The 23,938-nt window shown below is 64.6% G+C and carries 23 protein-coding genes and 1 tRNA gene; 10 read left to right on the forward strand and 14 right to left on the reverse strand.

What is annotated here, in order from left to right:
• Positions 1-2 precede the first annotated feature (2 nt).
• The 8 genes from BM136_RS23305 to BM136_RS23340 all read right to left on the reverse strand — a co-directional run bounded on the left by BM136_RS23305 (position 3) and on the right by BM136_RS23340 (position 6,711).
• A complete protein-coding gene (locus BM136_RS23305; RefSeq protein ID WP_092976379.1) occupies positions 3-440 on the reverse strand; it encodes a hypothetical protein in 438 nt (145 codons plus the stop codon).
• 21 nt (positions 441-461) lie between these two features.
• The gene (locus tag BM136_RS23310; protein ID WP_092976382.1) at positions 462-875 is read right to left on the reverse strand and encodes a hypothetical protein; all 414 of its coding nucleotides are present in this window, start codon (positions 873-875) and stop codon (positions 462-464) included.
• A complete protein-coding gene (locus BM136_RS23315) occupies positions 866-1,609 on the reverse strand; it encodes a LysM peptidoglycan-binding domain-containing protein (protein ID WP_092976385.1) in 744 nt (247 codons plus the stop codon). The genes BM136_RS23310 and BM136_RS23315 overlap by 10 nt, the downstream gene beginning before the upstream one ends.
• Before the next feature lie 124 nt (positions 1,610-1,733).
• Entirely contained in the window at positions 1,734-2,225 is a 492-nt protein-coding gene (locus tag BM136_RS23320; protein WP_092976388.1) for a cupin domain-containing protein, read from the reverse strand.
• A gap of 134 nt (positions 2,226-2,359) precedes the next feature.
• Positions 2,360-3,466: a sulfotransferase family protein gene (locus BM136_RS23325; protein ID WP_092976390.1), complete on the reverse strand. Its 1,107-nt coding sequence runs from the start codon at positions 3,464-3,466 to the stop codon at positions 2,360-2,362.
• On the reverse strand, positions 3,463-4,107 hold the full coding sequence (cysC, locus tag BM136_RS23330) for an adenylyl-sulfate kinase (RefSeq protein ID WP_092976392.1): 645 nt from the start codon (positions 4,105-4,107) through the stop codon (positions 3,463-3,465). Before cysC ends, BM136_RS23325 begins: the two co-directional genes overlap by 4 nt.
• A 16-nt stretch (positions 4,108-4,123) precedes the next feature.
• On the reverse strand, positions 4,124-5,758 hold the full coding sequence (locus BM136_RS23335) for a methyl-accepting chemotaxis protein (protein WP_254775741.1): 1,635 nt from the start codon (positions 5,756-5,758) through the stop codon (positions 4,124-4,126).
• Positions 5,759-6,015: 257 nt separating this feature from the next.
• Positions 6,016-6,711: a GNAT family N-acetyltransferase gene (locus BM136_RS23340; protein ID WP_027680412.1), complete on the reverse strand. Its 696-nt coding sequence runs from the start codon at positions 6,709-6,711 to the stop codon at positions 6,016-6,018.
• Between the two features lie 399 nt (positions 6,712-7,110).
• On the opposite strand from BM136_RS23340, the gene BM136_RS23345 reads away from it, so the two are divergent.
• The gene (locus BM136_RS23345; RefSeq protein WP_092976394.1) at positions 7,111-7,668 is read left to right on the forward strand and encodes a glutathione-regulated potassium-efflux system oxidoreductase KefF; all 558 of its coding nucleotides are present in this window, start codon (positions 7,111-7,113) and stop codon (positions 7,666-7,668) included.
• A gap of 23 nt (positions 7,669-7,691) precedes the next feature.
• Positions 7,692-9,632 carry a glutathione-regulated potassium-efflux system protein KefC gene (gene kefC, locus BM136_RS23350; protein ID WP_092976397.1) on the forward strand — a complete coding sequence of 647 codons (1,941 nt, stop codon included), beginning with the start codon at positions 7,692-7,694 and terminating at the stop codon, positions 9,630-9,632.
• A 101-nt stretch (positions 9,633-9,733) separates the two neighbouring features.
• Here kefC and BM136_RS23355 read toward each other — a convergent pair whose 3' ends face one another.
• Positions 9,734-10,528, reverse strand: a complete 795-nt coding sequence (locus tag BM136_RS23355) for a DUF1835 domain-containing protein (RefSeq protein WP_009239689.1) — start codon at positions 10,526-10,528, stop codon at positions 9,734-9,736.
• 183 nt (positions 10,529-10,711) lie between these two features.
• Here BM136_RS23355 and BM136_RS23360 point away from each other — a divergent pair, with 183 nt between their 5' ends.
• The 4 genes from BM136_RS23360 (at position 10,712) to BM136_RS23375 (ending at position 16,144) form a co-directional block, all read left to right on the forward strand.
• Positions 10,712-12,022, forward strand: a complete 1,311-nt coding sequence (locus BM136_RS23360) for a M20/M25/M40 family metallo-hydrolase (RefSeq protein WP_092976400.1) — start codon at positions 10,712-10,714, stop codon at positions 12,020-12,022.
• A gap of 163 nt (positions 12,023-12,185) precedes the next feature.
• Complete coding sequence (locus BM136_RS23365) at positions 12,186-12,926, forward strand: 2Fe-2S iron-sulfur cluster-binding protein (RefSeq protein ID WP_092976403.1); 741 nt, start codon at positions 12,186-12,188, stop codon at positions 12,924-12,926.
• A 9-nt stretch (positions 12,927-12,935) separates the two neighbouring features.
• Positions 12,936-13,949, forward strand: a complete 1,014-nt coding sequence (locus tag BM136_RS23370) for an FAD binding domain-containing protein (RefSeq protein WP_092976406.1) — start codon at positions 12,936-12,938, stop codon at positions 13,947-13,949.
• Entirely contained in the window at positions 13,946-16,144 is a 2,199-nt protein-coding gene (locus BM136_RS23375) for a xanthine dehydrogenase family protein molybdopterin-binding subunit (protein ID WP_092976409.1), read from the forward strand. The genes BM136_RS23370 and BM136_RS23375 overlap by 4 nt, the downstream gene beginning before the upstream one ends.
• A 157-nt stretch (positions 16,145-16,301) precedes the next feature.
• On the opposite strand, the gene BM136_RS23380 is transcribed toward BM136_RS23375, so the two are convergent.
• Entirely contained in the window at positions 16,302-16,586 is a 285-nt protein-coding gene (locus BM136_RS23380; RefSeq protein ID WP_024977383.1) for a hypothetical protein, read from the reverse strand.
• 498 nt (positions 16,587-17,084) lie between these two features.
• Between BM136_RS23380 and BM136_RS23385 the strand changes: the two genes are divergently transcribed.
• Together BM136_RS23385 and BM136_RS23390 are read left to right on the forward strand one after the other, a co-directional pair.
• Positions 17,085-18,215, forward strand: coding sequence for a porin (locus BM136_RS23385; protein ID WP_092976412.1), 1,131 nt, complete (start codon positions 17,085-17,087; stop codon positions 18,213-18,215).
• Positions 18,216-18,358: 143 nt separating this feature from the next.
• Positions 18,359-19,357 carry a Bug family tripartite tricarboxylate transporter substrate binding protein gene (locus BM136_RS23390; protein WP_092976415.1) on the forward strand — a complete coding sequence of 333 codons (999 nt, stop codon included), beginning with the start codon at positions 18,359-18,361 and terminating at the stop codon, positions 19,355-19,357.
• Between the two features lie 6 nt (positions 19,358-19,363).
• Here BM136_RS23390 and kdpE read toward each other — a convergent pair whose 3' ends face one another.
• The 4 genes from kdpE to BM136_RS23410 all read right to left on the reverse strand — a co-directional run bounded on the left by kdpE (position 19,364) and on the right by BM136_RS23410 (position 22,090).
• Complete coding sequence (gene kdpE, locus BM136_RS23395) at positions 19,364-20,068, reverse strand: two-component system response regulator KdpE (protein WP_024977386.1); 705 nt, start codon at positions 20,066-20,068, stop codon at positions 19,364-19,366.
• 70 nt (positions 20,069-20,138) lie between these two features.
• The gene (locus BM136_RS23400; RefSeq protein ID WP_004628878.1) at positions 20,139-20,450 is read right to left on the reverse strand and encodes a high-potential iron-sulfur protein; all 312 of its coding nucleotides are present in this window, start codon (positions 20,448-20,450) and stop codon (positions 20,139-20,141) included.
• Positions 20,451-20,774: 324 nt separating this feature from the next.
• On the reverse strand, positions 20,775-21,842 hold the full coding sequence (hisC, locus tag BM136_RS23405; RefSeq protein ID WP_092976418.1) for a histidinol-phosphate transaminase: 1,068 nt from the start codon (positions 21,840-21,842) through the stop codon (positions 20,775-20,777).
• Between the two features lie 172 nt (positions 21,843-22,014).
• Positions 22,015-22,090: transfer RNA gene (locus BM136_RS23410), tRNA-Arg, on the reverse strand.
• Positions 22,091-22,471: 381 nt separating this feature from the next.
• Between BM136_RS23410 and BM136_RS23415 the strand changes: the two genes are divergently transcribed.
• On the forward strand, positions 22,472-23,347 hold the full coding sequence (locus tag BM136_RS23415) for a c-type cytochrome (protein WP_092976421.1): 876 nt from the start codon (positions 22,472-22,474) through the stop codon (positions 23,345-23,347).
• Between the two features lie 173 nt (positions 23,348-23,520).
• Positions 23,521-23,934, forward strand: coding sequence for a surface-adhesin E family protein (locus BM136_RS23420; protein WP_092976424.1), 414 nt, complete (start codon positions 23,521-23,523; stop codon positions 23,932-23,934).
• Positions 23,935-23,938 lie beyond the last annotated feature (4 nt).

Consider the following 23,938-nt stretch of genomic DNA (forward strand, 5'->3'; position numbering starts at 1 on the left):
CTCTACACCGCAGGTTCGACCGGCGGTGCCACGCGGCGCTTGATGAAGACGGCTGGAGATAACACCGGGATATGCCGGGCGCGCAGCGTGACCAGCCAATCGCCCACGGCGTCTTCGCAAGTGAGGCGAAAGTGGTTCGCGTCGATCCATTCGACGTCATCCAGCCAGAACGTGTAGTACGCCGCACCGATGGTGCCTGTGCTGATGGCCCGTGAGAGGTCCGGAGCAACGAGTGTGACGGAGACCGCCTCTTCAAACGGGCAGTCGTAGCTGGTGATGAGGACGAAGCCGAGATCGGTCTGGTACTGCCGTAGCAGTTCGTAGCCGGGGATGGTGAGCGTGGGGTGCGGCACGCCGTCGATAATCACGCGCGTGCGCATGGGCCACCGCTCATACGGGCCGCTGTGTTTCTCCAGGGCGAAGCGTTGGAGCGGCTGCATGGCGGCGGCGCGTTGGTTGCGCTATTCCTTGCGCATGCCGCACAGGGCGACCTGGCGTGCAGGATCGGCGGAGTCCTTCCAGCCGGGTTCGTCGCGCTTCTGGTACGCCTCCATCGTTGGGTAGCCCTTTACGCTCCACGAGAACTCGCTGTAGCGCGAGACCTCGATGACGGCCAGGCCGCAGCGCTTGCGGTGGTCTTCAATCTTGAACGCCGCGTGCGGATGCTCGCCCGACAGATCCTGCTCGATCACTTTGTAGCGTGTGGGCCCGCACTTGAAGAAGCTGGCGTTCCACTCGATGGTCTTCGGCCGGACGAACAATGCTCCGTAGCACGCACGGCCATCACCGCGGAAGGTTCCGGTCAGGGTATCTGCAGCCATGGCCGATTGCGCTGCCAGCAGCGACACGGCGATGAGGAGGCGGCCTACTTGCATGCGGCGGTTCCGATCTTCGGGATGAGCGTGAGCACGTAATCGAGTTTCCGGATGTACGCGGCGTCGCCGTGGTTGTATAGCACGGCAATGTTTTGCGTCGTCAACGGCCGCCAGCCGGTGATCACCTTGCGCATGGCGGCTTTGCGGTATTTGACCACTTGTCCGGGCTTGAGTGTTGCGGCATTCGGGTTGAGCGCGCGCATCTCCGTCAGGGTTGAACCTTGCGCGCGGGCGATCTTGTCGAGGCTGTCGCCCGCCTTGACGGCGACCTCATAGACCTTGTCGTCGGTGTCGCGCACGCTCCGGACGTCGAACTTCGCCATGCGCGTGAGCAGGTAGCCGATGCCAGCGCGAATGTTCCAAGCTGGCACCGTTCGGGCCAGGCCCGCGTTCAACCGGGTGCGGATGGCCGGAGGGACGATCAGGTCGCTGCCTTCCTCGCCGCGCAGCAGGGTATTCAACCCCGGGTCCCCCAAGTTGCCGATCTGCATCGGCTTGGTCTGCCACGCTTCTGAATCTGCCCCTGTTTCAACCCACACCATCGCCTTGACGATCTGCCAGTCCAGCGGCAGATAACCCGCATTGCCCATCAGGTAGCGGTTGTATTCCGCCACCGCAGACTGGATATCGCAGTCGTAGCCGTTCCAGCGGTCGGGGTGCTGGGTGGAGGTGTTGATGTAATCCTGCCAGCGCTCGAAATCGGTTTTCGGTTTGACCTGGGCCTTGGTGACCATGTGCCCCTCCGTGGTTGCGTGACCTGTGGAGGGGCATGGTAGCCAGCGCCCGGCCGCCGCGTGTTAACGGCTGTTTATGTACCTTGCCGGCGGCTGGCGATCGTGAGCGGAGGCGCGTCAGGCTTCACTGCTTGGCCGACGGATCGTCCTGCGGGTTGACGTATTTGACGTCCAGCGGCCCCGTGCCATGAATCTGCACCACCGTCGTCGTCTTGGTGAAGGCGTAGTGGTGCATGCCGCCGGGCAGGTTGTGGAACCCGCCGGTCTTGAGTGGGTGTGCGGCGCTCATGTCCATGGCGTCGCCGCTGCCCAGGTAGAGCGTGCCCGAGATCACCGTGAGGTTCTCGGTTTGGGTGTGCCAGTGTGGCGGCACCTTGTAGCCGCCCGGTGCTTTCAGGCGGATGACGTAGGGGCCATCTTTGCCGGGGTCGCCGTAGAGCACGGCCAGCTTGGCGCCCCTGGGCAGGCTCGGCGGCGCGTCGACCCACTTCAGGGCGGATGGGTTGATCATCGTCATGTCGCCCATGGCCGCTTCCTGTGCCGCAGCGGGCGTGGCGCCCAGGCAGAGCAGCATGGCCGCTGTCAGCAGCATCAATTGCGCGGATGTTGTCTTCATCGTCGTCTCCTTCTTGCCTCGGCATCGGCTCGCGGGCGACGCAGATGGCCGCCACTGGAGAGCGAGAGGTGCCTCACCCCAATCGTAGGGAAGGCACCTGCGCGGCTGACAAGCACGCAATTGCCCTAGACGGGCTAGTCCGCGACTTCAAACGCAGCCGGGTCGGCCAGCACCTCCAGCCGATGCGGTACCGTGGGTTTGACGGCCGCCGCCGTCATCGCTTGGAGCATGAGCCGCTCGCGCACGCCGCTCAGAAAATCGGCACGGTGGCGGCGCAAGACGAAATCGCGGTAGTTGTCGGCTTCCAGAGCGCGCCACGCCGTCTGGCGGTCGGCTTCGGAGCGCATGCGCGCAGCCTCCAGTTCGCGCGTTTCGATATGCGCGTTGGCGGCGGTCAGCGGGGCATAGCCATAGCGCGCCATGTCGTCGCGTGCCAGGGTTTCGATGATCGTGATTTCGTCCATCGACAACTGCTGGTGGAATTTGTCGATATTGGCCGTGATGGGCGCGAAACAATTGGACGTCCACAACGCGGACAACCGAGAAATCTGCCGCGCTTCGGCCGAGCGTGAAACATCCAGCATCTGCGGCAGGAAATCGATCTCCAGGAAACTGCATACGCGGCGCAACGTGCTTTCCTGATCGACCAGGAAATCTTCATAGCGGATGGTGCACGTGCGCTCCGGATACCGGGCGATGAGTGCATTGGCGGCGCGGTGCGCGGCCACCCAGGTCTGCGTGTTCAGCAGCGTGTCGAAGTCGTGGATGATCGCGCGGTTCATCGACGCGACCTGCGCGCGCGGGTCTCGCACCACGTTCAGGAAACGCATGTCGGGGAATAGCGTCATCAGCTCTGCGGCGTAGTGCACGCTGTCGAGCGACTTGTCCATGACCACCCGGGCGCCATGCTGTGCGCCCGCCCGCAGCAGCAGTTCCCACACCACCCGATGCACGCTGCGCGGTTGGTCGCGCAGGGTTTCGAATACCTCCACCGGATCGAACACCATGCCGGGCCATTTCACCATGCTCGCAGCCTGCAGGCCGATCACGTCGGTTACGAGGCGGAAGTACGCGCGATCGTCCTGCAGATTGCCGTACAGCGGCACCAGCGGCATGAAGTCGACGATGTGCAGCGGATACGGCGCGTAGAACGCCGGATTGAAGTTCAGGCGCAGGCGCAGCGCGTGGCTGCCGCAGCGACGCAGCGGAATCATCAGGACGGGACGGGGAAGGGCGGTCATCGAACGGTCTCCGGTTGACGGGTGTCCAGCCAGGCGGACATGTGCGCGTGCAGCGCGGCGGTGGCCACCGGCAGTGCCATTGCGCCGGTATCGAGCTGCAGCGAGGGCGCCACCGGCGCCTCATACGGCGACGACACGCCGGTGAACTGCGGGATCTGTCCGCCGCGCGCCCGCGCGTACAGCCCTTTCGGGTCGCGTGCCTCGCACACATCGAGCGCGGTGCAGACGTGCACTTCCACAAACCGGTCTGCGCCGATGATCTCGCGCGCCATCTCGCGATCGGAGCGCAGCGGCGAGATGAACGCCGTCACGACGATCAGGCCGACGTCGTTCATGAGGCGCGCCACCTCGGCGGCGCGGCGCAGGTTTTCCGTGCGGTCGGCTTCGGTAAAGCCGAGATCGTGGTTCAGGTGATGGCGCAGGTTGTCGCCGTCGAGCACGGCGCAGCGCTGGCATGTTTCGTACAAGCGCTTTTCCAGCGCGTAGGCGAGGGTGGATTTGCCCGCCCCGCTCAGGCCCGTGAGCCACAACGTGAGCGGCGCATGGCCGAACTGGTGTGCGCGGGCTTCGTCAGCCACCGCGCCGGTATGCCAGTAGACATTCCGTGCGGGGCCTGCGCAGGAGGAGAGGGCAGATTTCATCGCGGCGTCCTCCGGCTCAGGCCGGCAACAGGGCTGGCTGGTGGTAGCCGATACGCGGCGCGGGAGTTGATGCAATCGCGTGGTTTGCCAGCTTGAACACGCTCACCACACCCACCAGTCGGTTCGACTGCTCGCGCATCGATTCCGCCGCCGCCGCTGCTTCTTCAACCAGCGCGGCGTTCTGCTGGGTGACTTCGTCCATCTGCGTGATGGCGCGGTGAATCTGGTCGATGCCGCCGGCCTGTTCGTCGGTCGCGCCCATGATTTCGGTCACGATGGCGGTCACGCGGTGGATGCTGCTCACCACGTCCCGCATGGTGGTGCCGGCCTGCTCCACCAGCGCGCTGCCTGCGTCCACATGGTGGGCAGAGTCGTTGATCAGCACCTTGATCTCCTTGGCCGCCGCCGCAGAGCGCTGCGCCAGCCCGCGCACCTCACTGGCAACGACGGCAAAGCCGCGCCCCTGCTCGCCGGCGCGCGCCGCTTCCACCGCCGCATTGAGCGCAAGGATGTTGGTCTGGAACGCAATGCTGTCGATCACGCCGATGATTTCGCTCACCTTGCGTGCCGATTCGCTGATTGCGCCCATGGTGTCCACCACGCGTGCCACCACCGTGCCACCTTGCGTGGCGACCTCGGCGGCTGTGGCAGCGAGCTGGTTGGCGTGCCGTGCATGCTCGGCATTCTGTTTGACGGTGGCGTTGAGTTCTTCCATCGACGCAGCGCATTCCTCCAGCGCGGAGGCCTGTTCCTGCGTGCGGGTGGACAGATCGAAGTTGCCGGTGGCGATCTGCTCCGATGCCGTGGCCAACGTGTCGGTGCTGGTGTGCACCTGTTCGGCAATCGTCGCGAGGCTGTCGCGCATGCGCTTCATGGCGTGCATGAGGCTTGCCGGATTATCCGGACGCGTGTCGATGACCACGGCCAGGTTGCCGCCAGCGATCTGGCTGGCAATATCGGCCACGGTGCCCGGCTCGCCGCCGAGCTTGCGCAGCAACCCGCGCGTGATGAGCGCGCTGGCCGCGAGGCTCACCAGGAGCGCCACCACGCTCAGGGCCACCAGCCAGTTACGACTGTCGACATAGCTCGCCTTGGCCTTGGCGGTGTTTTCGTCGTTGAGCTTTTCTTCAAACGCCTGCAGCTTGCTGAGCAGATCCCACCAAGCGCGCTGCACGGGGCGGAATTCGAAGCGCAGCACCTTGTACGCGTCTTCCTTGTGGCCGGAGGCAATTAGTGCCTTGACGCGCGTTGCGAACGGTGCGGCTAATTCCGCCTGTTGCCGGATTTGCGCAAGCAGCGTTTTTTCTTCGCTGGTGGTGTCCGGCAACGTGTCGAACATGCGGCCGAGCTTGCGGTCGGCTTCGGCGTAGGTGCCTTCCTGTTTTTCAACGCGGGTCAGTTCGGTCTGGATTTCGTCATGCTGCTCCAGCAACACAATATTCCGATAAGCCAGTGCCCGCTCGGTAACGCTCGAATACATTTTTGCGGCGAGCTTGGCTTCCACGGCGTTGACCTCCGTGGAGTCTTCCAGCAGCCGTCGAAAATCCGACATGCGCTGCAGGCTGAATGCCATGAGCAGAACAAGCAGCCCCATCGTCAAGCCGAACCCCCACGCGAGTTGGGTGGCCACCTTCATTTTCGAGAAGCGCATGATTGTCCCCGTCATAATCGATAACGACTGCTCTATCGAGCCAAATGGCGAGGGGCTTGAGGGATTTAATTCAAATTACTCAATATGCGTAATGCCGCGTCGAATTGGCATCACAAAATATGCGCCTGGATAATGGTGACGCTTTTTGCTGAGTTTATTTTATTGAAATGGCTTGCATTAAATTGCGAGCAATCAAAGCGCGTCACGCAAAACAAAACGCCCGGTGGAAGCCGGGCGTTTCTTGCGCTGCGATGCCATCACACGGTGCGCTTTTGCGGCACCAGGGAGCGCCAGAAGCGTTGGCCGAAACGGCGCACGTCGCGCAGGTTGCGCTTGAGCATGTAGTCGAGATCGGCCACTTGTTCGTCGATGGCCTCCGTCAGCAAGCTCATCGTGTCTGCAGGCGGCAGTTCGAGGTACGCGTCAGCCTCGCCATAGGCGTACTGCACGCGCATGCCGGCCTTCTTGGCGATGTGCATCATGGCCGCGTTGCGCGATAGGCAGTGCATGTACAGCGTGCGCACCTTGGTGTTCTGGCCATGCATGGCGGCACGCTGGAACAGCGCACTGCCCACGCCCTTGCCGCGCGCCGATTCCGACACCGACACGCCGAACTCCGCCACGCGCCCTTGCGGGTTATCGCGCAGGTAGGCGAGGTGGCCCACGCCGGTCAGCTCCAGGCGCTCGTTGTAGACGCCAAAGACTTTGTCGTGGTCGAAATCGATGCTGTCGACGTATGCCTCGATGACGTGATCCCGTACCACCTGGCCGAATCGCAGCAGGCGGTCTTCCTCGCCCAGGGCGAGCAGGTGTTTGAGCAGGCGCGACCGGTGGTGCGCAGCAAGCTCGCGCACCAGCACGGTGGAACGCGGCGCGCCTTGCGCTGCTTCCGTCTTGTCGATGTCGTCCTGGGTGACGACGCCGATGGCCTTGCTCAGTTCGAGCGGGTTCACGACACAGTTCCTGTTCTGATCGCGCCTTTCAGTGCAAGGCAGCGAGGTGATGAGTCGGAGGCGCGGATGGCACCTCCGGGGCACTCAATCGGATGCAACTGAGTGTTGTGCAATGCACCATATCATTGTAGTGCAATCAGGGTTTCCCCGTAAGTCTGGCGTCAGACTTTCCACAGAATTTCCCGATAAATCATTGATTTAGCGCATCCGAGCACGGCTTCCAGCCGTGTGGTGTGGTAACAACGAAAATGCTGCGTCGCGCAAAAGCGAGGAAAGAAGCGCTTTTAAAAGTGCTGCCCACGAGGCATCACTGCCAAATCTCCCGCCCGGTTCGTAACGCCGCTCAACAATAGCCGTGCGAAGATGCGCCATCAAGACGCCCCCGCCTCCTGATTTTCCATGACGCCCTCGCGCATTCTTGTGATCTACGCGCATCCCGCGCCGCGCCGTTCGCGTGCCAACAAGCCACTCGCGCGTGCGCTGGCCAGCTTGCCTGGTGTGGCCATGCGTGACCTTTACTGGCATTACCCCGATTTCGACATCGACGTGCGTGTCGAGCAAGAAGCGGTGGAGGCTGCGGAGCTGATCGTTTTCCAGTTTCCGGTGCAGTGGTACGCCACGCCGTCGCTGCTCAAGGAGTGGATCGACGTGGTTCTGGAGATGGGCTGGGCCTACGGGCCCGGCGGCACCGCCTTGCGCGGCAAGCATCTGATGGTGCTGGCCACCACCGGCGGCCGCGCGCATTCCTACAACCCGGATGGCGTTCACGGCCACACGTTCGACATGTTCCTGCTGCCGCTGCAGCAGACCGCGGCGCTCTGCGGCATGCAATGGCAGCCACCGCATGTGCTGCACGACGCCGACGATGTGTCTGCCGAGGCCATCAACGCCCATATCGCTCAGGTGCGCGCCGCGCTGCAACCCTGGCTCCCGGCTGACGGCGATTCCGCCGTCTGACGTTTCCGATCTCTTCCTTGCCCATGCAATCGCACGATCTGCTTGTCAATTTCGTCATCTACCTGGCTGCGGCCGTGGCGGCGGTGCCGCTGGCGCGCCGGCTGGGGCTGGGTTCGGTGCTCGGCTATCTGCTGGCTGGGGTGATCGTTGGGCCGTGGGGCTTGCGGCTCATCACCAACGTGCAGTCGATTCTGGATTTCTCGGAATTCGGCGTCGTGCTGATGATGTTTGTGATTGGCCTGGAGCTGGAGCCGGCGCGGCTGTGGTCGCTGCGGCGGAGCATCTTCGGTTACGGCGGCCTGCAGATTGTGGTGTGCGCGTTAGCCGTGGGGCTGGCGGTCATGGCGGTGGGCCATCCGTGGCGCGCGGCTGTGGTGGCCGGGCTGGGATTGGCGCTGTCGTCCACGGCGATTGCGCTGGCCACGCTTTCCGAGCGCAACCTCATGCGCACGCCTGCCGGCACGGCCAGCTTCGGCATTCTGCTGTTCCAGGACATCGCGGCCATCCCGATGATCGCGCTGCTGCCGCTGCTGGCGACCGATGCAAGCGACGCATCCGGCGGCCATAGCTGGGTGGCTGCGGCCAAGGCGGTGGGCGTGGTGGCGGCAGTCATTTTTGGCGGTCGCACGGTGTTGCGGCCGGTGCTGCGCGCCATTGCCCGTACCAACATGCGCGAGATGTTCACCTCGTTTTCGCTGCTCCTGGTGGTGGGCATTGCACTGCTGATGCATAGCGTGGGCTTGTCGATGGCGCTGGGCGCTTTCATTGCCGGCGTGCTGCTGGCCGATTCCGAATACCGCCACGCGCTCGAAACCGACATCGAGCCGTTCAAAGGCCTGCTGCTGGGCCTGTTCTTCCTGGCCGTCGGCATGTCGATCGACTTTGGCGTACTGATGCGCCAGCCGGTCGCCGTGATCGGGCTGGTTGCGGTGTTCCTGGCGGTGAAGATTGGCGCGCTGCGCCTGCTGGCCACCCGCTTTGGCATTGCGCGTGGGCAGGCATGGCTGTTTGCATTCCTGCTCTCGCAAGGCGGTGAATTTGCGTTCGTTGTATTCGGCCCCGGTGTGGCTGGCAACGTGCTCGGGGCGGAGACGGCCGCTGCGCTCAACCTCGTGGTGGCGCTGTCGATGGCCGCGACGCCATTGCTGCTGCTCCTGCACGACAAGGTGCTGGTGCCGCGTCTGATGGACGGAAAGAAGCGCGCGCCCGACGCCATCGAGCCCCAGGACAACCAGGTCATCATCGCGGGCTTCGGCCGTTTCGGGCAGATCGTCGGCCGCATGCTCTACAGCCAGGGCTATAGCGCCACTGTGCTCGATCACGATCCGGACCAGATCGACATGCTGCGCCGCTTCGGCTTCAAGGTCTTTTACGGCGACGCCACGCGCATGGATCTGCTGGAAACCGCCGGCGCCGACAAGGCCAGCATGATGGTCGTCGCCATCGACGACATGGAGACCAACCTGGAGGTGGTCGACCGCGTGCGCGAGCGCTTTCCCCACCTGAAGCTGTATGTGCGGGCGCGCAACGTGTCGCACGTGTACCAACTGCGGGACCGCGGCGTGGAGGTGATCGAGCGTGAAATGTTCGAAGGCTCGCTTATGCTCAGTCGCCGCGTGCTGGAAGGGCTGGGCAAGGAGCCGTACGAGGCGCACCGCATCGCCCAGACGTTCCGCCGGCACACGCTCAATTCAATGGAGCAGGTCTACCCCGTTTACCGCGATCAGAAGAAGCTTGTGTCACTGGCACAGCAGGGGCGCGACGAGCTGGCCGAAATGTTTCAGCGCGACCGCACCCAGCGCAAGCGCCTGCGCGAATCCGGCATGCCGTGGGGCGAAGGCGACGTCCATAGCGACGTGGAAGGCACGCAGCCCGATACCGATCTCGCCAACGAAGTCGACGGCGGCGACCCTGACGCCCCGATTGATTGTCCCGCACGCGCAGGCCTGCGCCGAGACGGCTGACCCGCGCCGGTTACGAACGCGTTTTAGGCGTAAGCAGCGCGAACAAATAAAAAGGAGCGCTTTCGGCGCTCCTCAGGGCAGATCCAGGTTTCGGGCGGCGCTTACACGGCCACGCTCACATTGCGACGCAGCTCGCAGGTGCTGAGCGAATCGGCCTCGCCGCGCAGCAGCAACTGACCGTTGCCGACCAGTTCGCGGCAGCGCCAGAAGACGAACCAGTCGCTGGCGAGCAGCCCGTCGATGGCGCCCATGATGCTGCCCACCACGTCGCGTGCGCTGGCCCAGTCGGTCGGAACGTGCTCCAGGATCACTTCATCCACCGTGCCGTAGGACACCGGTACCAGCGTGTTGCCTTTCCACAGCCGCGTGTCGGCATTCTCGCGCACGGTCTGCTGCCATTCGTAGGCCAGGCGGCCGATGCGCAGCACCGACACCGGCGCAATGGTCGAAAACCGCCGCGCCAACCGGGCGCCCGAGTACATGCCGATGGTCGTCAGCGGACCTTGACCGTTGGGGGCCTCAAGTTCGCGCACATCCATGCCGACTTCATTGATGCGCTGGGGCGATTGGTGCAGATGGAACGCCACCCGGCGCAGCATGAGCTGGTCCGAGGCACTTTGGCCATGCCAGATGGCGACTTCCGTGGTGGCATCGCGCAGGTCGGCGAGCGACGCGAGTGCGTCGCGCATCTCGGCGGCGAAATCGATGTTGCTATTGGGCGCCACGCGCTGCCAGAAGCCGGAGCGGGCCATGGCGACACTGTCGACGTCGACCAGCGGCCCGACGGCGAGATCGTCGCGCAGTACGACTACGGAATCGGGGCGGCCAGCCTGTGCGAGCGCCTGCTTGAGTGTGGCGCCGGCAACATCGCCGTTGACGACATGGATGTATTGCATGGCAGCAATTGTAGCGAGAGTGTCAGCCCAGCGCTTTCGTTTTGCGCATCTCTATCAGTATTCCTTTGCGCGGTGTCATGCGTCTAGCCAAAGGGGGGATGGCCCTCGGGCAATCCTCAGGCGGGCGTGAGAAAATCGCCGATTTGTTGCAGACCATAACTAAGAACAGGTGAGGAAACATCCATGAGAGCCCCGTTGTTGCCCAAGGGCATGCGCCCTGCAGTGCTGGCCGTTGTCGCATTGGTGGGTGCGCTGGCTGCCGGCCAGGCTGCCGCCGTGCCGCCGGCTGAAATCTACAAGCGTGCCCAGCAGGAAAAACCTGCGCTGATCGACACCATGAAGACTCTGGTCTCGATTGAATCGGGCAGCAAGGACATCGAAGGTCTGGACAAGATTGCCAGCGTAATCGCCGAGCGCTTGCGCGGCATGGGCGGCGACGTCAAGCTCATCGACCCCAGCGACCATGCCTATCGCATGGCCGACACGCCCGAGAAGATCGGCAAGATGGTGCTCGCGCGCTTCAAGGGCGAGGGCAAGCGCAACATCATGCTGATCGCGCACATGGACACCGTCTATCTGAAGGGCATGCTCGCGCAGCAGCCATTCCGCATCGACGGTGAGCGTGCCTACGGCCTGGGCATTGCCGACGACAAGAACGGCGTGGCGGTCATCCTGCACACGGTGTCGATTCTGCAGGCCGTCAACTTCAAGCAATACGGCACGCTTACGGTGCTGATCAACGGTGACGAAGAGATCAGCTCGCCGGGCGCGCGGGCCATGCAGGCCAAGCTGGGCGCCGAGCAGGACGCCGTGTTCTCGTGCGAAGGCACGCGCGTGACCTCCGACAAGCTGTCGCTGGCCACCAGCGGCATCGGCGCGATCCTGCTGGATGTGAAGGGCAAGGCTTCGCACGCGGGCGGCGCGCCGGAGCAGGGCCGCAACGCGCTGTATGAGCTGTCGCACCAGGTGCTGCAGATGCGCGATCTGTCCAAGCCGGAAACGGGCCTGAAGGTGAACTGGACGGTGGCGCAGGCGGGCACCAACCGCAACGTGATTCCGGCCGTGGCCAGTGCCCAGGCTGATGTGCGCCTGCTGCGCGCGGCCGATGCCGACAAGCTGGAAGAGACCGTCAACGAGCGCATCAGGAACAAGCTGATTCCGGATACGCAGGTCTCGGCCCGGTTCGAGCGCCGCCGCCCGCCGCTGGAAGCGACCCCGGCGTCGCGCGCGCTGGCCGAACACGCCCAGAAGATCTACGGCGAACTTGGCAAGACGCTGGAGATTGACGACAAGGCCGAAGGCGGCGGCACCGATGCCGCGTTTGCTGCGTCGAAAACCAAGGCGCCCGTGATCGAGCGCTTCGGTCTGGCGAGCTTTGGCGCGCACTCGAATGACGCCGAATATGTCGACCTCAACTCCATCGTTCCGCGCCTGTACCTGTTGACCCGCATGGTCATGGATGTGTCGCGCGACCGCGTCGGCCTGGGCAAGTAACCGCACTGCAACGCGGCGCGTAAGCCTTACACGCGCCGCAGCAATTCCCCCTCGCGAAGCCACTGCTCAGTGGCTTTCCAACGCCCGGGTGCCGGGTATTCCGCTTGCTTTCCCCTGACGCATGTCCCCAGCTACGGCCGCCTCGGCCGGTGGAGCGCGCGCCATGTCTGATCACCCCTTAACAGCATCGAATGATCCTGCCCACGAACCGGATGGGGCACCCGCACGCCCGAGCCGGCGCGGCTTTCTGCAGAGCGCCGCAGCCGCCGCCTCGGCGTTTGCGCTGCCGCACGAACCGGCCGGTGCGGGCACTTCTGCATCGGCCCCGGCACGTCCCGCTGCGTTGGCGCCTGCGCGGCCGGTATCGCTCAATATCAACGGCAAGCCGTATGCGTTGTCACTGGAGCCGCGCGTCACGTTGCTCGATGCGCTGCGTGAAGTGCTCGGCCTGACCGGCACCAAGAAAGGCTGCGATCGCGGCCAGTGCGGCGCATGCACCGTCCTCGTGAACGGGCGGCGCATCAACAGTTGCCTGACGCTGGCGATCATGCACGAGGGCGAGGCCATCACCACCGTCGAAGGATTGGCACACGCGCATGAAGGCGTGGTCGACCGCACGGCGCTGCATCCGGTGCAGACCGCGTTTCTCGAACACGACGCCTTTCAATGCGGATATTGCACGCCAGGGCAGATCTGCTCGGCGGTGGCGGTGCTGGACGAGGCGCGCCGCGGTATGCCCAGCACGGTCACGTCGCCCGCAGCACTGGGCAATGACGGCCCCGTGGCGCTGACCGAAGACGAAATACGCGAGCGCATGAGCGGCAACATCTGCCGCTGCGGCGCGTACCCCAACATCGTGGCGGCGATTCGCGTGGTGGCTGCCAAGTCTGGCAACGCTGCCTGAGGAGCCGCCATGCAATCGATTGCCTATGACCGTGCGTCTTCCGTTGAAGCTGCCGTGCGCCTGGGCCATGAGCCGGGCGCGCGCTATATCGGCGGCGGCACGAACCTGCTGGACCTGATGAAAGGCGGCGTCGAGCAGCCCCAGCGGCTGGTGGACGTAAGCCGTCTGCCGCTCGCGCAGATTCGCGCGTTGCCCGACGGTGGCCTGCGCCTGGGCGCGATGGCGCGCAATGCCGATACGGCGGCGCATCCGCTGGTGCGCTCGCGGTATCCGCTCCTGAGTGAAGCGATCGTGTCGGGCGCCTCGGGTCAGCTACGCAACATGGCCACCAACGGCGGCAACCTGATGCAGCGCACACGCTGCCATTACTTCTACGACACGGCGTATCCGGCATGCAACAAGCGGCAACCCGGCTCCGGCTGTGCCGCGCGTGAGGGCTTCAACCGCATGCACGCCATCCTTGGTGCGAGCGAGGCATGCGTAGCGACGCATCCTTCCGACATGGCTGTCGCGCTGCCCGCGCTGGATGCCACGGTGGTGGTGCACGGTGCGCACGGTGAGCGGCGTATTCCCATCGAAGCGTTCCATCGATTGCCGGAAGCGCACCCTGAAATCGAGACGACACTCGGACCCGGCGAGTTGATCATCGCCATCGATCTGCCGCCGCCCGTGTTCGGGTCGCACGTGCACTACCTGAAGGTGCGCGACCGCGCCAGTTATGCGTTTGCGCTGGTGTCGGTGGCTGCGGCGCTGGCATTGCAGACCGATGGGCGGACGATCCGGGAGGCGCGAATTGTGCTCGGCGGCGTGGCGCACAAGCCGTGGCGCGCGCACGCGGCCGAGCAGATGCTGGCGGGCCAGGCCGTGGATGCGCAGTTGTTTGCCCAGGCGGGTGCGCTGGCCGTGCAGGGCGCCCAGCCGCTGCGCGACAACGGCTTCAAGGTGCCGCTCGCACAGCGGGCGGTGGCCCGGGCGCTCACCATCGCGGTCAATCCCGCTAATCCGACAGGAGGTGTGGCATGAGCAACGTGGGCCAACCGCTGGACCGCACAGACGGTCTGCTCAAAGTCACGGGTCAGGCGCGCTATTCAGCAGAGTTCCAGGTGCCGCGTCTGGTGCATGCGGTGCTGGTGCAGAGCACCGTGCCTGCGGGTCGGATCACGCGGGTCGATACCCATGTCGCGCAGGCCATGCCCGGCGTGCTGCTGGTGATGACGCACAAGAACGCACCTCGCCTGCCCAACGGCGGCAAGCCAGCGCTCGAACCCCCGGCCGGACGCGCACTTTCTTTGCTGCAGGACGACCAGGTGCACTACAACGGCCAGCCCGTGGCGCTCGTGGTGGGCGACACGCTGGAACATGCCCAGGCCGCAGCGCGCATGGTGCGCGTGGAGGTGGCCCAGCAGCCCGCGCGGCTCGATTTCGAAACCGCCCGCGCCGATGCGCACTCGCCTGGCAAGGTGCAGGCGCAATCGGCCGACACCACACGCGGCGATATGGCTGCCGGTATGGCGCAGGCGGCGCAGCGCATCGAGGCCGTCTACGGGACGCCCATGGAGACGCACAACCCCATGGAGCCGCACGCCACCATCGCCGTGTGGGAGGGCGATTCGCTTACGCTGTACGACAGCACGCAATACGTCTCGGGCGTGCGCCGCACCGTCGCCAAGACGCTCGGCTTGTCGCCCGATAAGCTGCGCGTGATGTGCCCGTTCGTGGGTGGCGGATTCGGCTGCAAGGGCTCGGTGTGGTCGCACGTGGTGCTGGCGGCGATGGCCGCGCGCCAGGCGGGGCGGCCCGTCAAGCTGGTGCTGGAGCGCCCGCAGATGTTCGGCCCGGTCGGCGGGCGCCCGCGCACCGAGCAGCGCATCGCCGTGGGCGCCGCCAGCGACGGCCGCTTCACCGCCATCTCGCATGACTCGCTGACCACCACGTCGATGATCGAAGACTGGACCGAGCCCTGCGCCATCGTCACCCGCATGCTTTACGAGACGCCCAACCAGCGGACCACGCATCGGCTCGCGCGGCTCAACATCGGTACGCCGACGTTCATGCGCGCTCCGGGCGAAGCCACCGGCACGTTCGCTTTGGAAGTGGCGCTGGATGAGATGGCCTACACCCTGGGTCTCGACCCCGTGGAACTGCGCCTGCGCAACGACGCTGCACAAGATCCGGAAAAACGCATCCCCTGGTCGAGCAAATCGCTGGCAGCGTGCTACCGTGCCGGCGCCGAGCGTTTCGGCTGGGCGCGCCGCAACCCGCAGCCGGGCAGCATGCGCGAGGGCAACACACGCATCGGCTGGGGCATGGCCACGGCCACGTACCCCGCCAACCGTAGTGCGGCCGGCGCCACCGCGCGCTACCTGCCCGACGGCACGGCGCAGGTCGAATCCGGCTCGCAGGATCTGGGTACCGGCACCTACACGGTGATGACGCAGGTGGCGGCGGATGCCATGGGCATGCCCGTCGACCGCGTGCATTTCAGCCTGGGCGATACGCGCATGCCCGAGGCGCCGGTGTCGGGCGGTTCGCAGAGTGTGGCCAGCGTATCGCCCGCCGTGCAGGCCGCCGGCGCGCGGGCCCGCGATGCGCTGATTGCCGCGGCCATCGCCGATGCCAGCTCGCCGCTGCACGGGCTTGCCGCAAGCGAGATCACCGTGGTCGACGGCTTCTTGAGCGCCCGCAGCGGGGCGCGTGAGCCCGTGGCTGCCGTGGTCGCGCGCTACGGCCGCCCCATCGAGGTAACCGCCAAGGTGCAGCCGGGCGAAGAAAAGCAGAAGTACTCAATGCACTCGTTCGGCGCGGTGTTTGCCGAGGTGCACGTTGATGCGGATCTGGGCGTGATCTGCGTCTCACGCATCGTGGCGAGCTACGGCGTGGGGCGGCTGCTCAACGCCAAGACGGGACGCAGCCAGCTCGTGGGCGGCATCGTCTGGGGCATGGGCATGGCGCTGTTCGAAGAAAGCCTGTTCGACCCGCGTTACGGCCGCATCGTCAATAACAACCTGGCGGAGTACCACGTGCCCGTCAACGCCGATGTGCCGGACATCGACATTCTCGTGCTCGACGAGGCGGACCCGCACATCAACCCGCTGGGCGCCAAGGGAATCGGCGAGATCGGCATCACCGGCGTGCCGGCGGCCATCGCCAACGCCGTCTATCACGCCACCGGCCGGCGCGTGCGCGAATTGCCGATCACGCTCGACAAGCTCATCTGAGCGCGCATGAAAAAGCCCCGCTGGCGCATCACCAGCGGGGCCAGAGTGGGCCAAGAGGCGGAAAACGGAGGATGCCTGGAGACCGGCCCGTAATTGATCAATGCGTGATCAATGCGTGATCAACGCGCGATGAACGCGGTGAATGCCGATCAGCGCATCAATTCGGAACCGGGTACCCGTAGACCGTCCCGCCGCCGTCGCGGGAGCGGCCGGCCGGATCGCTGCGCATGCCGTCCGAATACGGATCGAAGCGGCCGCTGCGCGCACCTTCTGTATACGTGTCGAAGCGTCCGGTGCGGGCACCGTCGCTGTAGACGTCAAACCGTTCGGCCCGTGCGTTCTGGCCGAACACTTCCACGCGGCTGGCTTGTGCCCAAGCGCTGCCAGCCGCGAGGGCTCCGACCGCCAGCATGGCAGCCAACCCCATTTGCTTGAGTCGCATGGCGAACTCCTTCTTCAACTGATTTTCGGTGCTGTTTTAGGCGTGGTCATTTGATGTCCTGCCACGGTCTACAGCCTAGGTCAGGGGGCATGCCCTATCCACGGTGGTGCGACGAACGGTTTGTTGTCGGCGCTGAAATGATGCAAGTCAGCGTGAACCGCGCTGAAAAGCGCGCCAATGGCGTAACGCCCCCGGCAATCTCCCAACCTTTTTGTCTAATCAAGAGAGCGGTTCAAAGACTGTGGGCCGCCTTGGTGCACCACAGCAGGGCACGACGCGCTGGCAAGCCTTGTCGCAGGCCGATTTGGTGCGGCGCATTAAGAGCGATGCGCGCGTACCACACTTGGTAGAACGATTCCGTGAATTACTTTGCCGGGCATATGGGCTTTTGTTAAATTTGCGCGGCACTTCCGACACGGAAGTTAAGGAAACGGAGGAGCCCAACCTCATGCACACGGGGTCGGGCGGTTTGAGACAACTCTTTTATTACGAGCCCACATGAAAAAGTCTGCCATTCTGGTTGCAGTTGGCGCCCTGTTCGCAGGTTCTGCCTACGCCCAATCGAGCGTGACGCTGTACGGTATTGTCGATACCAGCATTCACTACATCAACAACGCCAACCAAGCTGGCAACAGCGTGACCCAGATGGAAAGCGGTGCTGTGTCGAACAGCCGCTGGGGCCTGAAGGGCTCGGAAGACCTGGGCGGCGGCAACAAGGCACTGTTCGTGCTGGAAAGCGGCTTCAACTCGGATTCGGGCCGCATGAGCAGCTCGGGTACGCTGTTCAATCGTCAATCGTTCGTGGGCCTGTCCAACAAGGATCTGGGCACCATCACGCTGGGCCGTCAATACAACTTCGGCTTCACGACCGGTGGCAACTTCGACCCGCTGGGCGTGGGTAACTACGACGGCAACTCGTGGATGTACTACGGCCTGACCGGTCTGCGTGAATCCAACATGCTGAAGTACGAAGGCAAGTGGAACGGCCTGTCGGTCGGCCTGGCCTACGGCTTTGGCGAAGTGGCTGGCGCTGCAAGCCAGAACTCGTACGTTGGCGGCACGGTGGCCTATGAATTCGGCCCGGCCTACATCGGCGCCTTCGCTCAACAGCACAAGGACGTTGCTGGCAACAAGCAAACCGTGTGGGGTATCGGCGGTAACTACACGATCGCTGCAGCCAAGCTGTTCGCAGGCTACATCGACAGCAGCGACGCCACGGGTTGCGTGAACAGCTCGGCAAACTGCGTCGGCGGCAGCGCTTTCGGCCTGAACATCTACGGCAACGCCACCTCGGGCGCTGGCCTGACCCCGGGCGCCACGAAGCGTCGTGACCACGTCGGCATCCTGGGCGTGACGTACAACGTCACCCCGGCCCTGGCTCTGACGGGCGCGTTCTACTACGACAGCATCAAGAACGCTGCTCTGACCGCCGGCAACGACGGCAAGCGCTACACCGGCGTTCTGCTGGCTGAGTACGCTCTGTCCAAGCGCACGCAAGTGTATGGCACGGTCGACTACAACAAGGTCAAGGACGCAGCGCTGCCGGAACTGTCGGGTGGCGGCAACGCAACCGGCGTTGGCAAGTCGAACCAGACGAGCGTTGGCGTGGGTATCCGCCACATCTTCTAATCGACGCTGTCACGCGATTGGGAACGGAAAAGGCGCCTTCGGGCGCCTTTTCTTTTGCCTGCAGTTTTTGTACGTCGGCGGCCGAGGTTGCCTGGGCATCGGCCTACAATGTTCTTTTCCGTTTCTTCCCCTGACATTGCGCCATGACTTCCGCACGTACTGCCCGTCGTCGCCTCATTGCCTCTGCCGTGCTGCTGTGCGCCGGCCTGCCGATGCTTGCCACCGTGCCTGCGCAAGCGCAGGACTATCCGGCTAAAACGATCCGCATCATCGTCGCGTACCCGACCGGTGGCATTTCAGACAACGTGGCGCGTGCGCTGGGCGAGAAGCTGTCGGCGCAACTGGGCCAGCCGGTGGTGGTGGAAAACCGCGCCGGTGCCGGCGGCAGCATCGGCATGGACGCCGTGGCCAAGGCGGCGCCAGATGGCTACACGCTGGGTTTCTCGTCGGTCAGCCCGCTCACGCTCAATCCCCATTTCGGCAAGCTGCCGTATGACCCGCAGAAAGACATCGCGCCCGTGGCGAATGTCATGTACGCGCCGATGATCCTGCTGGGCACGCCGTCGTTCACGGGCAAGAGCTTTGCCGACATGCTGAGCCAGTCGCGCACCAAGCCGGGCTCGATCCGCTGGTCGACATCGGGCCTGGGTACGGTGGGACATCTCGCGCTAGAGCAGATCAAGTCGCAGGCGCGCGTGGATATCACGCTCATCCCGTACAAGGGCGGTGGCCAGCAATTGACGGATGCGCTGGGCGGCCAGGTGGAAGTCATGTCGACCAACGTCGGCCCGACCCTGATGCAACACATCACGAGCGGCAAGCTGCGCCCGCTGGCGGTGGGTGCGCCGCACCGGCTCGATACGCTGCCGAATGTGCCGACCTTCACCGAGCTGGGTTATGCCAAGGCGAACATGGCATCGACCTTCGGCGTGTTCGCGCCGGCCAAGACGCCCGCCCCCGTGATTGCCCGATTGAACGCCGAGATCAACAAGGCGCTGGCTGCGCCCGATCTGCGCGAGCGCCTCACGCAGGCCGCCGTGGTGCCGGCGGGCGGCACGGCAGAGCAGTTTGCTGCGGCCATTCGCGCCGAATACGACAGCAACGGCCGCATCGTGCGCGCCGCCGGCATCAAGGAGCAGTGAACCGGCTTACGCCGTGAAGCGGTACCCGACGCCGACTTCGGTCAGCAGGTGCTCGGGCCGCGCCGGATCGCGCTCAAGCTTGTGGCGCAGGTGGCCCATGTAGATGCGCAGATAGTGGCTGCTGTCAGAATGCGCGGGGCCCCAGACTTCGCGCAGCAGTTCGCGGTGCGTCATCACAGTGCCGCGGCGGCCAAGCAGCACTGCCAGCAGCCGGTATTCGATCGGTGTGAGATGCACGGCTTGGCCATTGCGGCTGACCAGGCGGCGCGCCAGGTCGACTTCCACCTCGCCGAAGCGGATGATGCTGCCGCCGTCTTCGCCGCGCTTGGCATGTCGCCGCAGCAGCACGCGCAAGCGCGCAACCAGCTCGCCCACGCCGAAGGGTTTCGTCAGGTAATCATCTGCGCCGGCATCGAGCGCGTCGATCTTGTCGCGCTCATCCACGCGAGCCGAAAGCACGAGCACCGGCACTTCCGTCCAGGTGCGCAACTCGCGAATCAACTGCATGCCATCGCCGTCGGGCAGACCGAGATCGAGGATCACCGCATCCGGCTGACGCGTGCCGGCTTCGATCAAGCCGCGCTCGACGCGGTCGGCTTCATGCACTTCGCAGCCTTCCTCCTCCAATGCAGCGCGGACGAAGCGTCGGATGTGCGGCTCGTCGTCGATGACGAGGACGGTGGGTGTGAATGTGAACGGCATGGCACGCATTGTAGAGGGCGCGGCCATAAAAAAACGGACCCCGCAGGGTCCGTTTTGCTTGCGCGCGATACCGCTTCGCTCAAGCCTTCTTTGCCCAGGCGCTGCACCAGCCCTTGTTGGCGACGTCCTTGCCGGCGAACAGCGGGCAACCGCCTTGCGCAGCCGTACCGCCCTGGTACAGGGCGCAGTTGCCGCAATGCTGATCCGGCGTGTGCTTCGGGAACTTGGCCTTGTCGGCCTTGGTGGTGTCAGCCACGTAGCCCAGCGCCTTAGCTTGCGGGTCGGTTTCCGCCACCATCGGCGCAGCCAGTGCCAGGTCCGACATCGACATGACGGCGCCCGCGGCGGCCACGATGGGGATGCTCTTCAGGAATTGACGACGATTGGACATGCTGATTCCTTTTGTGGGAGTGTGTTGTGTGGCGTCCCGTGCCGCCCGCGCAGTGCTCAGGCTCGCCCTAGGGGACAGCGGACGGCGTCGGCGCGCCGTTTACCCGCTCGTGCATTCTGGCACAGCAATCGGCCGGCAGCATCTGCGTACGGTCAATGTTCCACATACCTGAGTGCAGCAATGGGTTGCGTTCGTGGTCTTCGATCCACACCGTGCAATGTCGCAGATGCACCGTGTGATCGAGGGATGCGGTCGCCGGTGCGCGCGCAGTCCCCCAAATGGCCGGTCAACCCCGGTGGCAATTTGCCGCACACCCGTACATGCTTACGCCAGCAGATCCCGCAACGCCTTTAAGAATGCGTCGCATTCACCATCGGTGCCGACCGTGATGCGCAGATGCTGATCGATACGCGCGAGCTTGAAGTGGCGCACGAAGATGGCCTGCTCTTTCAGCCGTGCTGCGAGCGCGGCAGCGTCGTGGCCCGGATGCCGTGCAAACACGAAATTCGCCATCGACGGCACGACTTCGAACCCGAGCGACTGCAGCGATTGCGTTAGCCGCGCGCGGCTCGCCATCACGCGGGCGCAGGTGGAGCGGAAGTACGCATCGTCTTCGTAAGCCGCTTGGGCAGCCGCCTGCGCAAGGCGATCCAGCGGATACGAATTGAAGCTGTCCTTCACGCGATTGAGCGCTTCGATGAGCGTTGTATGCCCGAACGCAAAGCCCACGCGCATGCCGGCCAGCGAGCGCGACTTCGACGTCGTGTGCACAACGAGCAGATTCGGGTAGCGGTCGATGAGCGCAATGGCAGACTGCGCGCCGAAATCCACATAAGCCTCATCCACCACGACGACCGACGACGGGTTCGCGGCGACGATCCGTTCGATCTCCGTCAGCGGCAGCGCGTGGCCGGTCGGCGCGTTTGGGTTTGGGAACAGCACGCCGCCTGCGTCGCCAAGATAGTCATCGGCGCGGATGGAGAAGTCGTCCGCCAGCGGCACCACTTCGCACTGCACGCCGTAAAGCCGCGCGTAGGTCGGATAGAAGCTGTACGAGATGTCCGGAAAGCGCAGCGGCTTGTCGTGCTTGAGCAGCGCCTGGAAGACGTGCGCCAGCACTTCGTCCGACCCGTTGCCCGCAAAAACCTGCTCGGGCTGGAGGCCCACCTGCGCGGCCACCGTCTCGCGCAGCCGGCGCGACAGCGGATCGGGATAGCGGCGCAGATTCTCGCCCGTCTCTCCCAGCTCTGCAGAGATCGCGGCCACCACGCGCGGCGACGGCGGGTACGGGTTCTCGTTGGTGTTCAGCTTGATGGGCCGCGCGATGGCCGGCTGTTCGCCCGGGACATAGGGCACGAGTTGCTGAACGATATCGCTCCAGTAACGGCTCACGACTCGACTCCTGATGAGGTGACTATTTTCTAAGCGTGCCCGCAGCGCGATCGACGAATCGAAAAATGCTGGGAAGCTGAATAAGGTTCGGGAATAGGCAGGCCTGCACGTTGCGGCAGAAGCGCGGTTCTGGCGTCGAAAAACCGTACAAGTTGCGTAAATCTTTGATTTTTGGCGCGCCCGGCTGGGATCGAACCAGCAACCCCTGCCTTCGGAGGGCAGTACTCTATCCATTGAGCTACGGGCGCATATCGGCACAGAACGCACCGAAAGAGAAGCCCCGCAGGATAGCGCATTTGGGCGCAAGCGTCCATCGCACGCCCATGAACCCTGGGTGCGAGGGCCTGCTGCTGCAACGTTTCGTTGGGTTTTTGACGCAGGTCGAAAAGCGGCGCCTAGGGCTGTCCCGCGTGTCAAAGGCCAAAGCATTACGGATATAATCGCGCGTTATTTGCCAGAAGAAAGACGGGGACAGGTCTGTCTGGGCCGACGCGGCGATTGAATCGCCATGGTCTTCCTGCCCTCATCGCGATCCAATGCGGCCCCCACGCCCTGCCGGCGATGCTCGTGACCTTGCCGGCGGCGCTCTGAGGGCTCCAAGAGCGGTTCCACCATCCTGAGAGTTGAGCATGAGCGACGCGCAACACGACGAACACGAGCCTCTGATCAAGACCCCTAAGCAGCTGATCATCGCGGTGATCGCCGCCTTTGTCGTTCCCATTCTCATCATCATCCTGCTTGCCAATTACGTTGGCCTGGGCGCCAGGGAAGGCGCGGGCGGTTCCGGCATGTCGGAAGAGGCCGTCAACGATCGCATCAAGCCCGTTGCGCAACTCGAACTGAAAGACCCGAATGCGCCGCGCGTTTTCAAGACGGGCGAGCAGCTCTATAAGGAAGTCTGCGCGACCTGCCACGCGGCAGGCGTGGCTGGCGCGCCCAAATTTGGCGACGCGGCAAGCTGGGGTCCGCGCCTGCCGCAGGGCCTGGATGGCCTGACGAAGGTGGCGCTGGCCGGCAAGGGTGGCATGCCCGCGCGCGGCGGCACGTCGCCGGATGACGTTAGCGACTACGAAATCGAACGCGCCATCGTCTACATGGCCAACTCCGCTGGCGGCAAGCTGCAGGAACCGGCTGCACCGGCGGGCGCGAGTGCAGCGCCGGCTGCTGCATCGGCACCGGAAGCATCGGCTCCGGCCGCTGCTGCGCCGGCACCTGCTGCAGCTCCGGCCGCGCCGGCTGCATCTGCCGCACCGCAAGCCTCTGCGGGTGAAGTCGGCAAGAAGGTCTACGATTCGACTTGCCAGATGTGCCACGCCGCCGGAGTGGCTGGCGCGCCCAAGTTTGGCGACAAGGCCGCTTGGGCGCCGCGCATTGCCCAAGGCAAGGCCAAGTTGTATGACTCCGCGCTGCACGGCAAGGGCGCGATGCCGCCCAAGGGCACTTACGCCGGCTCCGACGACGACGTGAAAGCCGCCGTCGACTACATGGCCGCTGCCGCCAAGTAAGCCGCCCTGCCTTCCCGAAGAAGCCCGCCCCGTGCGGGCTTTTTTGTTGCCTGCCGCGGCAGCATCACACTTGGGGCATGCCGTTTGCTACGCCTAGTTCGAATGTGCGGAGAACGAGGCAGCCCTGCTGCTTCGCTTCGCGTACGTCTGTGCGAAGGCAAACGGAGGTTGCGATGCGAATGGAACGAACGACGCTGATCTACTGGGTGGCTGCTGCGCTGGCAATCGGTAGCTCGACGGCCAGGGCGGCCGACAACTGGGTCAAGCTGGCCCCGCTGGCCGACAACGGCGGCTCGCTCTATCTGGACAAAGACTCCATCGAGCACAACAAGGATGGGACCGTGCGCGCCACGACGCGCGACGCCTATGACGCCCCGCGCAAGCTCTCAGACGGCAGGGCGTACCAGTACGACACGCGCACGTCCGTCTATGACTGCAAAGAGGGGCGCATCCTGCCGGTCAGCGCGCTGATCCAGGACGGCCAGCACGCCACGGTGCTCACCAAAAACATCGATGGCCCCCGCTGGGAAGCCGTCGTGCCGCGCTCAGAGGGCGAGGCGATCCTGCACGCGGTCTGCCAAAAGTAGCGCG

The sequence above is a fragment of the Ralstonia sp. NFACC01 genome (assembly GCF_900115545.1).
GTDB classification, from domain to species: Bacteria; Pseudomonadota; Gammaproteobacteria; order Burkholderiales; family Burkholderiaceae; genus Ralstonia; species Ralstonia mojiangensis.

Coding starts and splice junctions, on each gene's coding strand:
- BM136_RS23305 (WP_092976379.1), bottom strand. CDS start 440: ATGCAGCCGCTCCAACGCTTCGCCCTGGAGAAACACAGCGGCCCGTAT.
- BM136_RS23310 (WP_092976382.1), bottom strand. CDS start 875: ATGCAAGTAGGCCGCCTCCTCATCGCCGTGTCGCTGCTGGCAGCGCAA.
- BM136_RS23315 (WP_092976385.1), bottom strand. CDS start 1,609: ATGGTCACCAAGGCCCAGGTCAAACCGAAAACCGATTTCGAGCGCTGG.
- BM136_RS23320 (WP_092976388.1), bottom strand. CDS start 2,225: ATGAAGACAACATCCGCGCAATTGATGCTGCTGACAGCGGCCATGCTG.
- BM136_RS23325 (WP_092976390.1), bottom strand. CDS start 3,466: ATGACCGCCCTTCCCCGTCCCGTCCTGATGATTCCGCTGCGTCGCTGC.
- cysC (WP_092976392.1), bottom strand. CDS start 4,107: ATGAAATCTGCCCTCTCCTCCTGCGCAGGCCCCGCACGGAATGTCTAC.
- BM136_RS23335 (WP_254775741.1), bottom strand. CDS start 5,758: ATGCGCTTCTCGAAAATGAAGGTGGCCACCCAACTCGCGTGGGGGTTC.
- BM136_RS23345 (WP_092976394.1), top strand. CDS start 7,111: ATGACGCCCTCGCGCATTCTTGTGATCTACGCGCATCCCGCGCCGCGC.
- kefC (WP_092976397.1), top strand. CDS start 7,692: ATGCAATCGCACGATCTGCTTGTCAATTTCGTCATCTACCTGGCTGCG.
- BM136_RS23355 (WP_009239689.1), bottom strand. CDS start 10,528: ATGCAATACATCCATGTCGTCAACGGCGATGTTGCCGGCGCCACACTC.
- BM136_RS23360 (WP_092976400.1), top strand. CDS start 10,712: ATGAGAGCCCCGTTGTTGCCCAAGGGCATGCGCCCTGCAGTGCTGGCC.
- BM136_RS23365 (WP_092976403.1), top strand. CDS start 12,186: ATGTCTGATCACCCCTTAACAGCATCGAATGATCCTGCCCACGAACCG.
- BM136_RS23370 (WP_092976406.1), top strand. CDS start 12,936: ATGCAATCGATTGCCTATGACCGTGCGTCTTCCGTTGAAGCTGCCGTG.
- BM136_RS23375 (WP_092976409.1), top strand. CDS start 13,946: ATGAGCAACGTGGGCCAACCGCTGGACCGCACAGACGGTCTGCTCAAA.
- BM136_RS23380 (WP_024977383.1), bottom strand. CDS start 16,586: ATGCGACTCAAGCAAATGGGGTTGGCTGCCATGCTGGCGGTCGGAGCC.
- BM136_RS23385 (WP_092976412.1), top strand. CDS start 17,085: ATGAAAAAGTCTGCCATTCTGGTTGCAGTTGGCGCCCTGTTCGCAGGT.
- BM136_RS23390 (WP_092976415.1), top strand. CDS start 18,359: ATGACTTCCGCACGTACTGCCCGTCGTCGCCTCATTGCCTCTGCCGTG.
- kdpE (WP_024977386.1), bottom strand. CDS start 20,068: ATGCGTGCCATGCCGTTCACATTCACACCCACCGTCCTCGTCATCGAC.
- BM136_RS23400 (WP_004628878.1), bottom strand. CDS start 20,450: ATGTCCAATCGTCGTCAATTCCTGAAGAGCATCCCCATCGTGGCCGCC.
- BM136_RS23415 (WP_092976421.1), top strand. CDS start 22,472: ATGAGCGACGCGCAACACGACGAACACGAGCCTCTGATCAAGACCCCT.
- BM136_RS23420 (WP_092976424.1), top strand. CDS start 23,521: ATGCGAATGGAACGAACGACGCTGATCTACTGGGTGGCTGCTGCGCTG.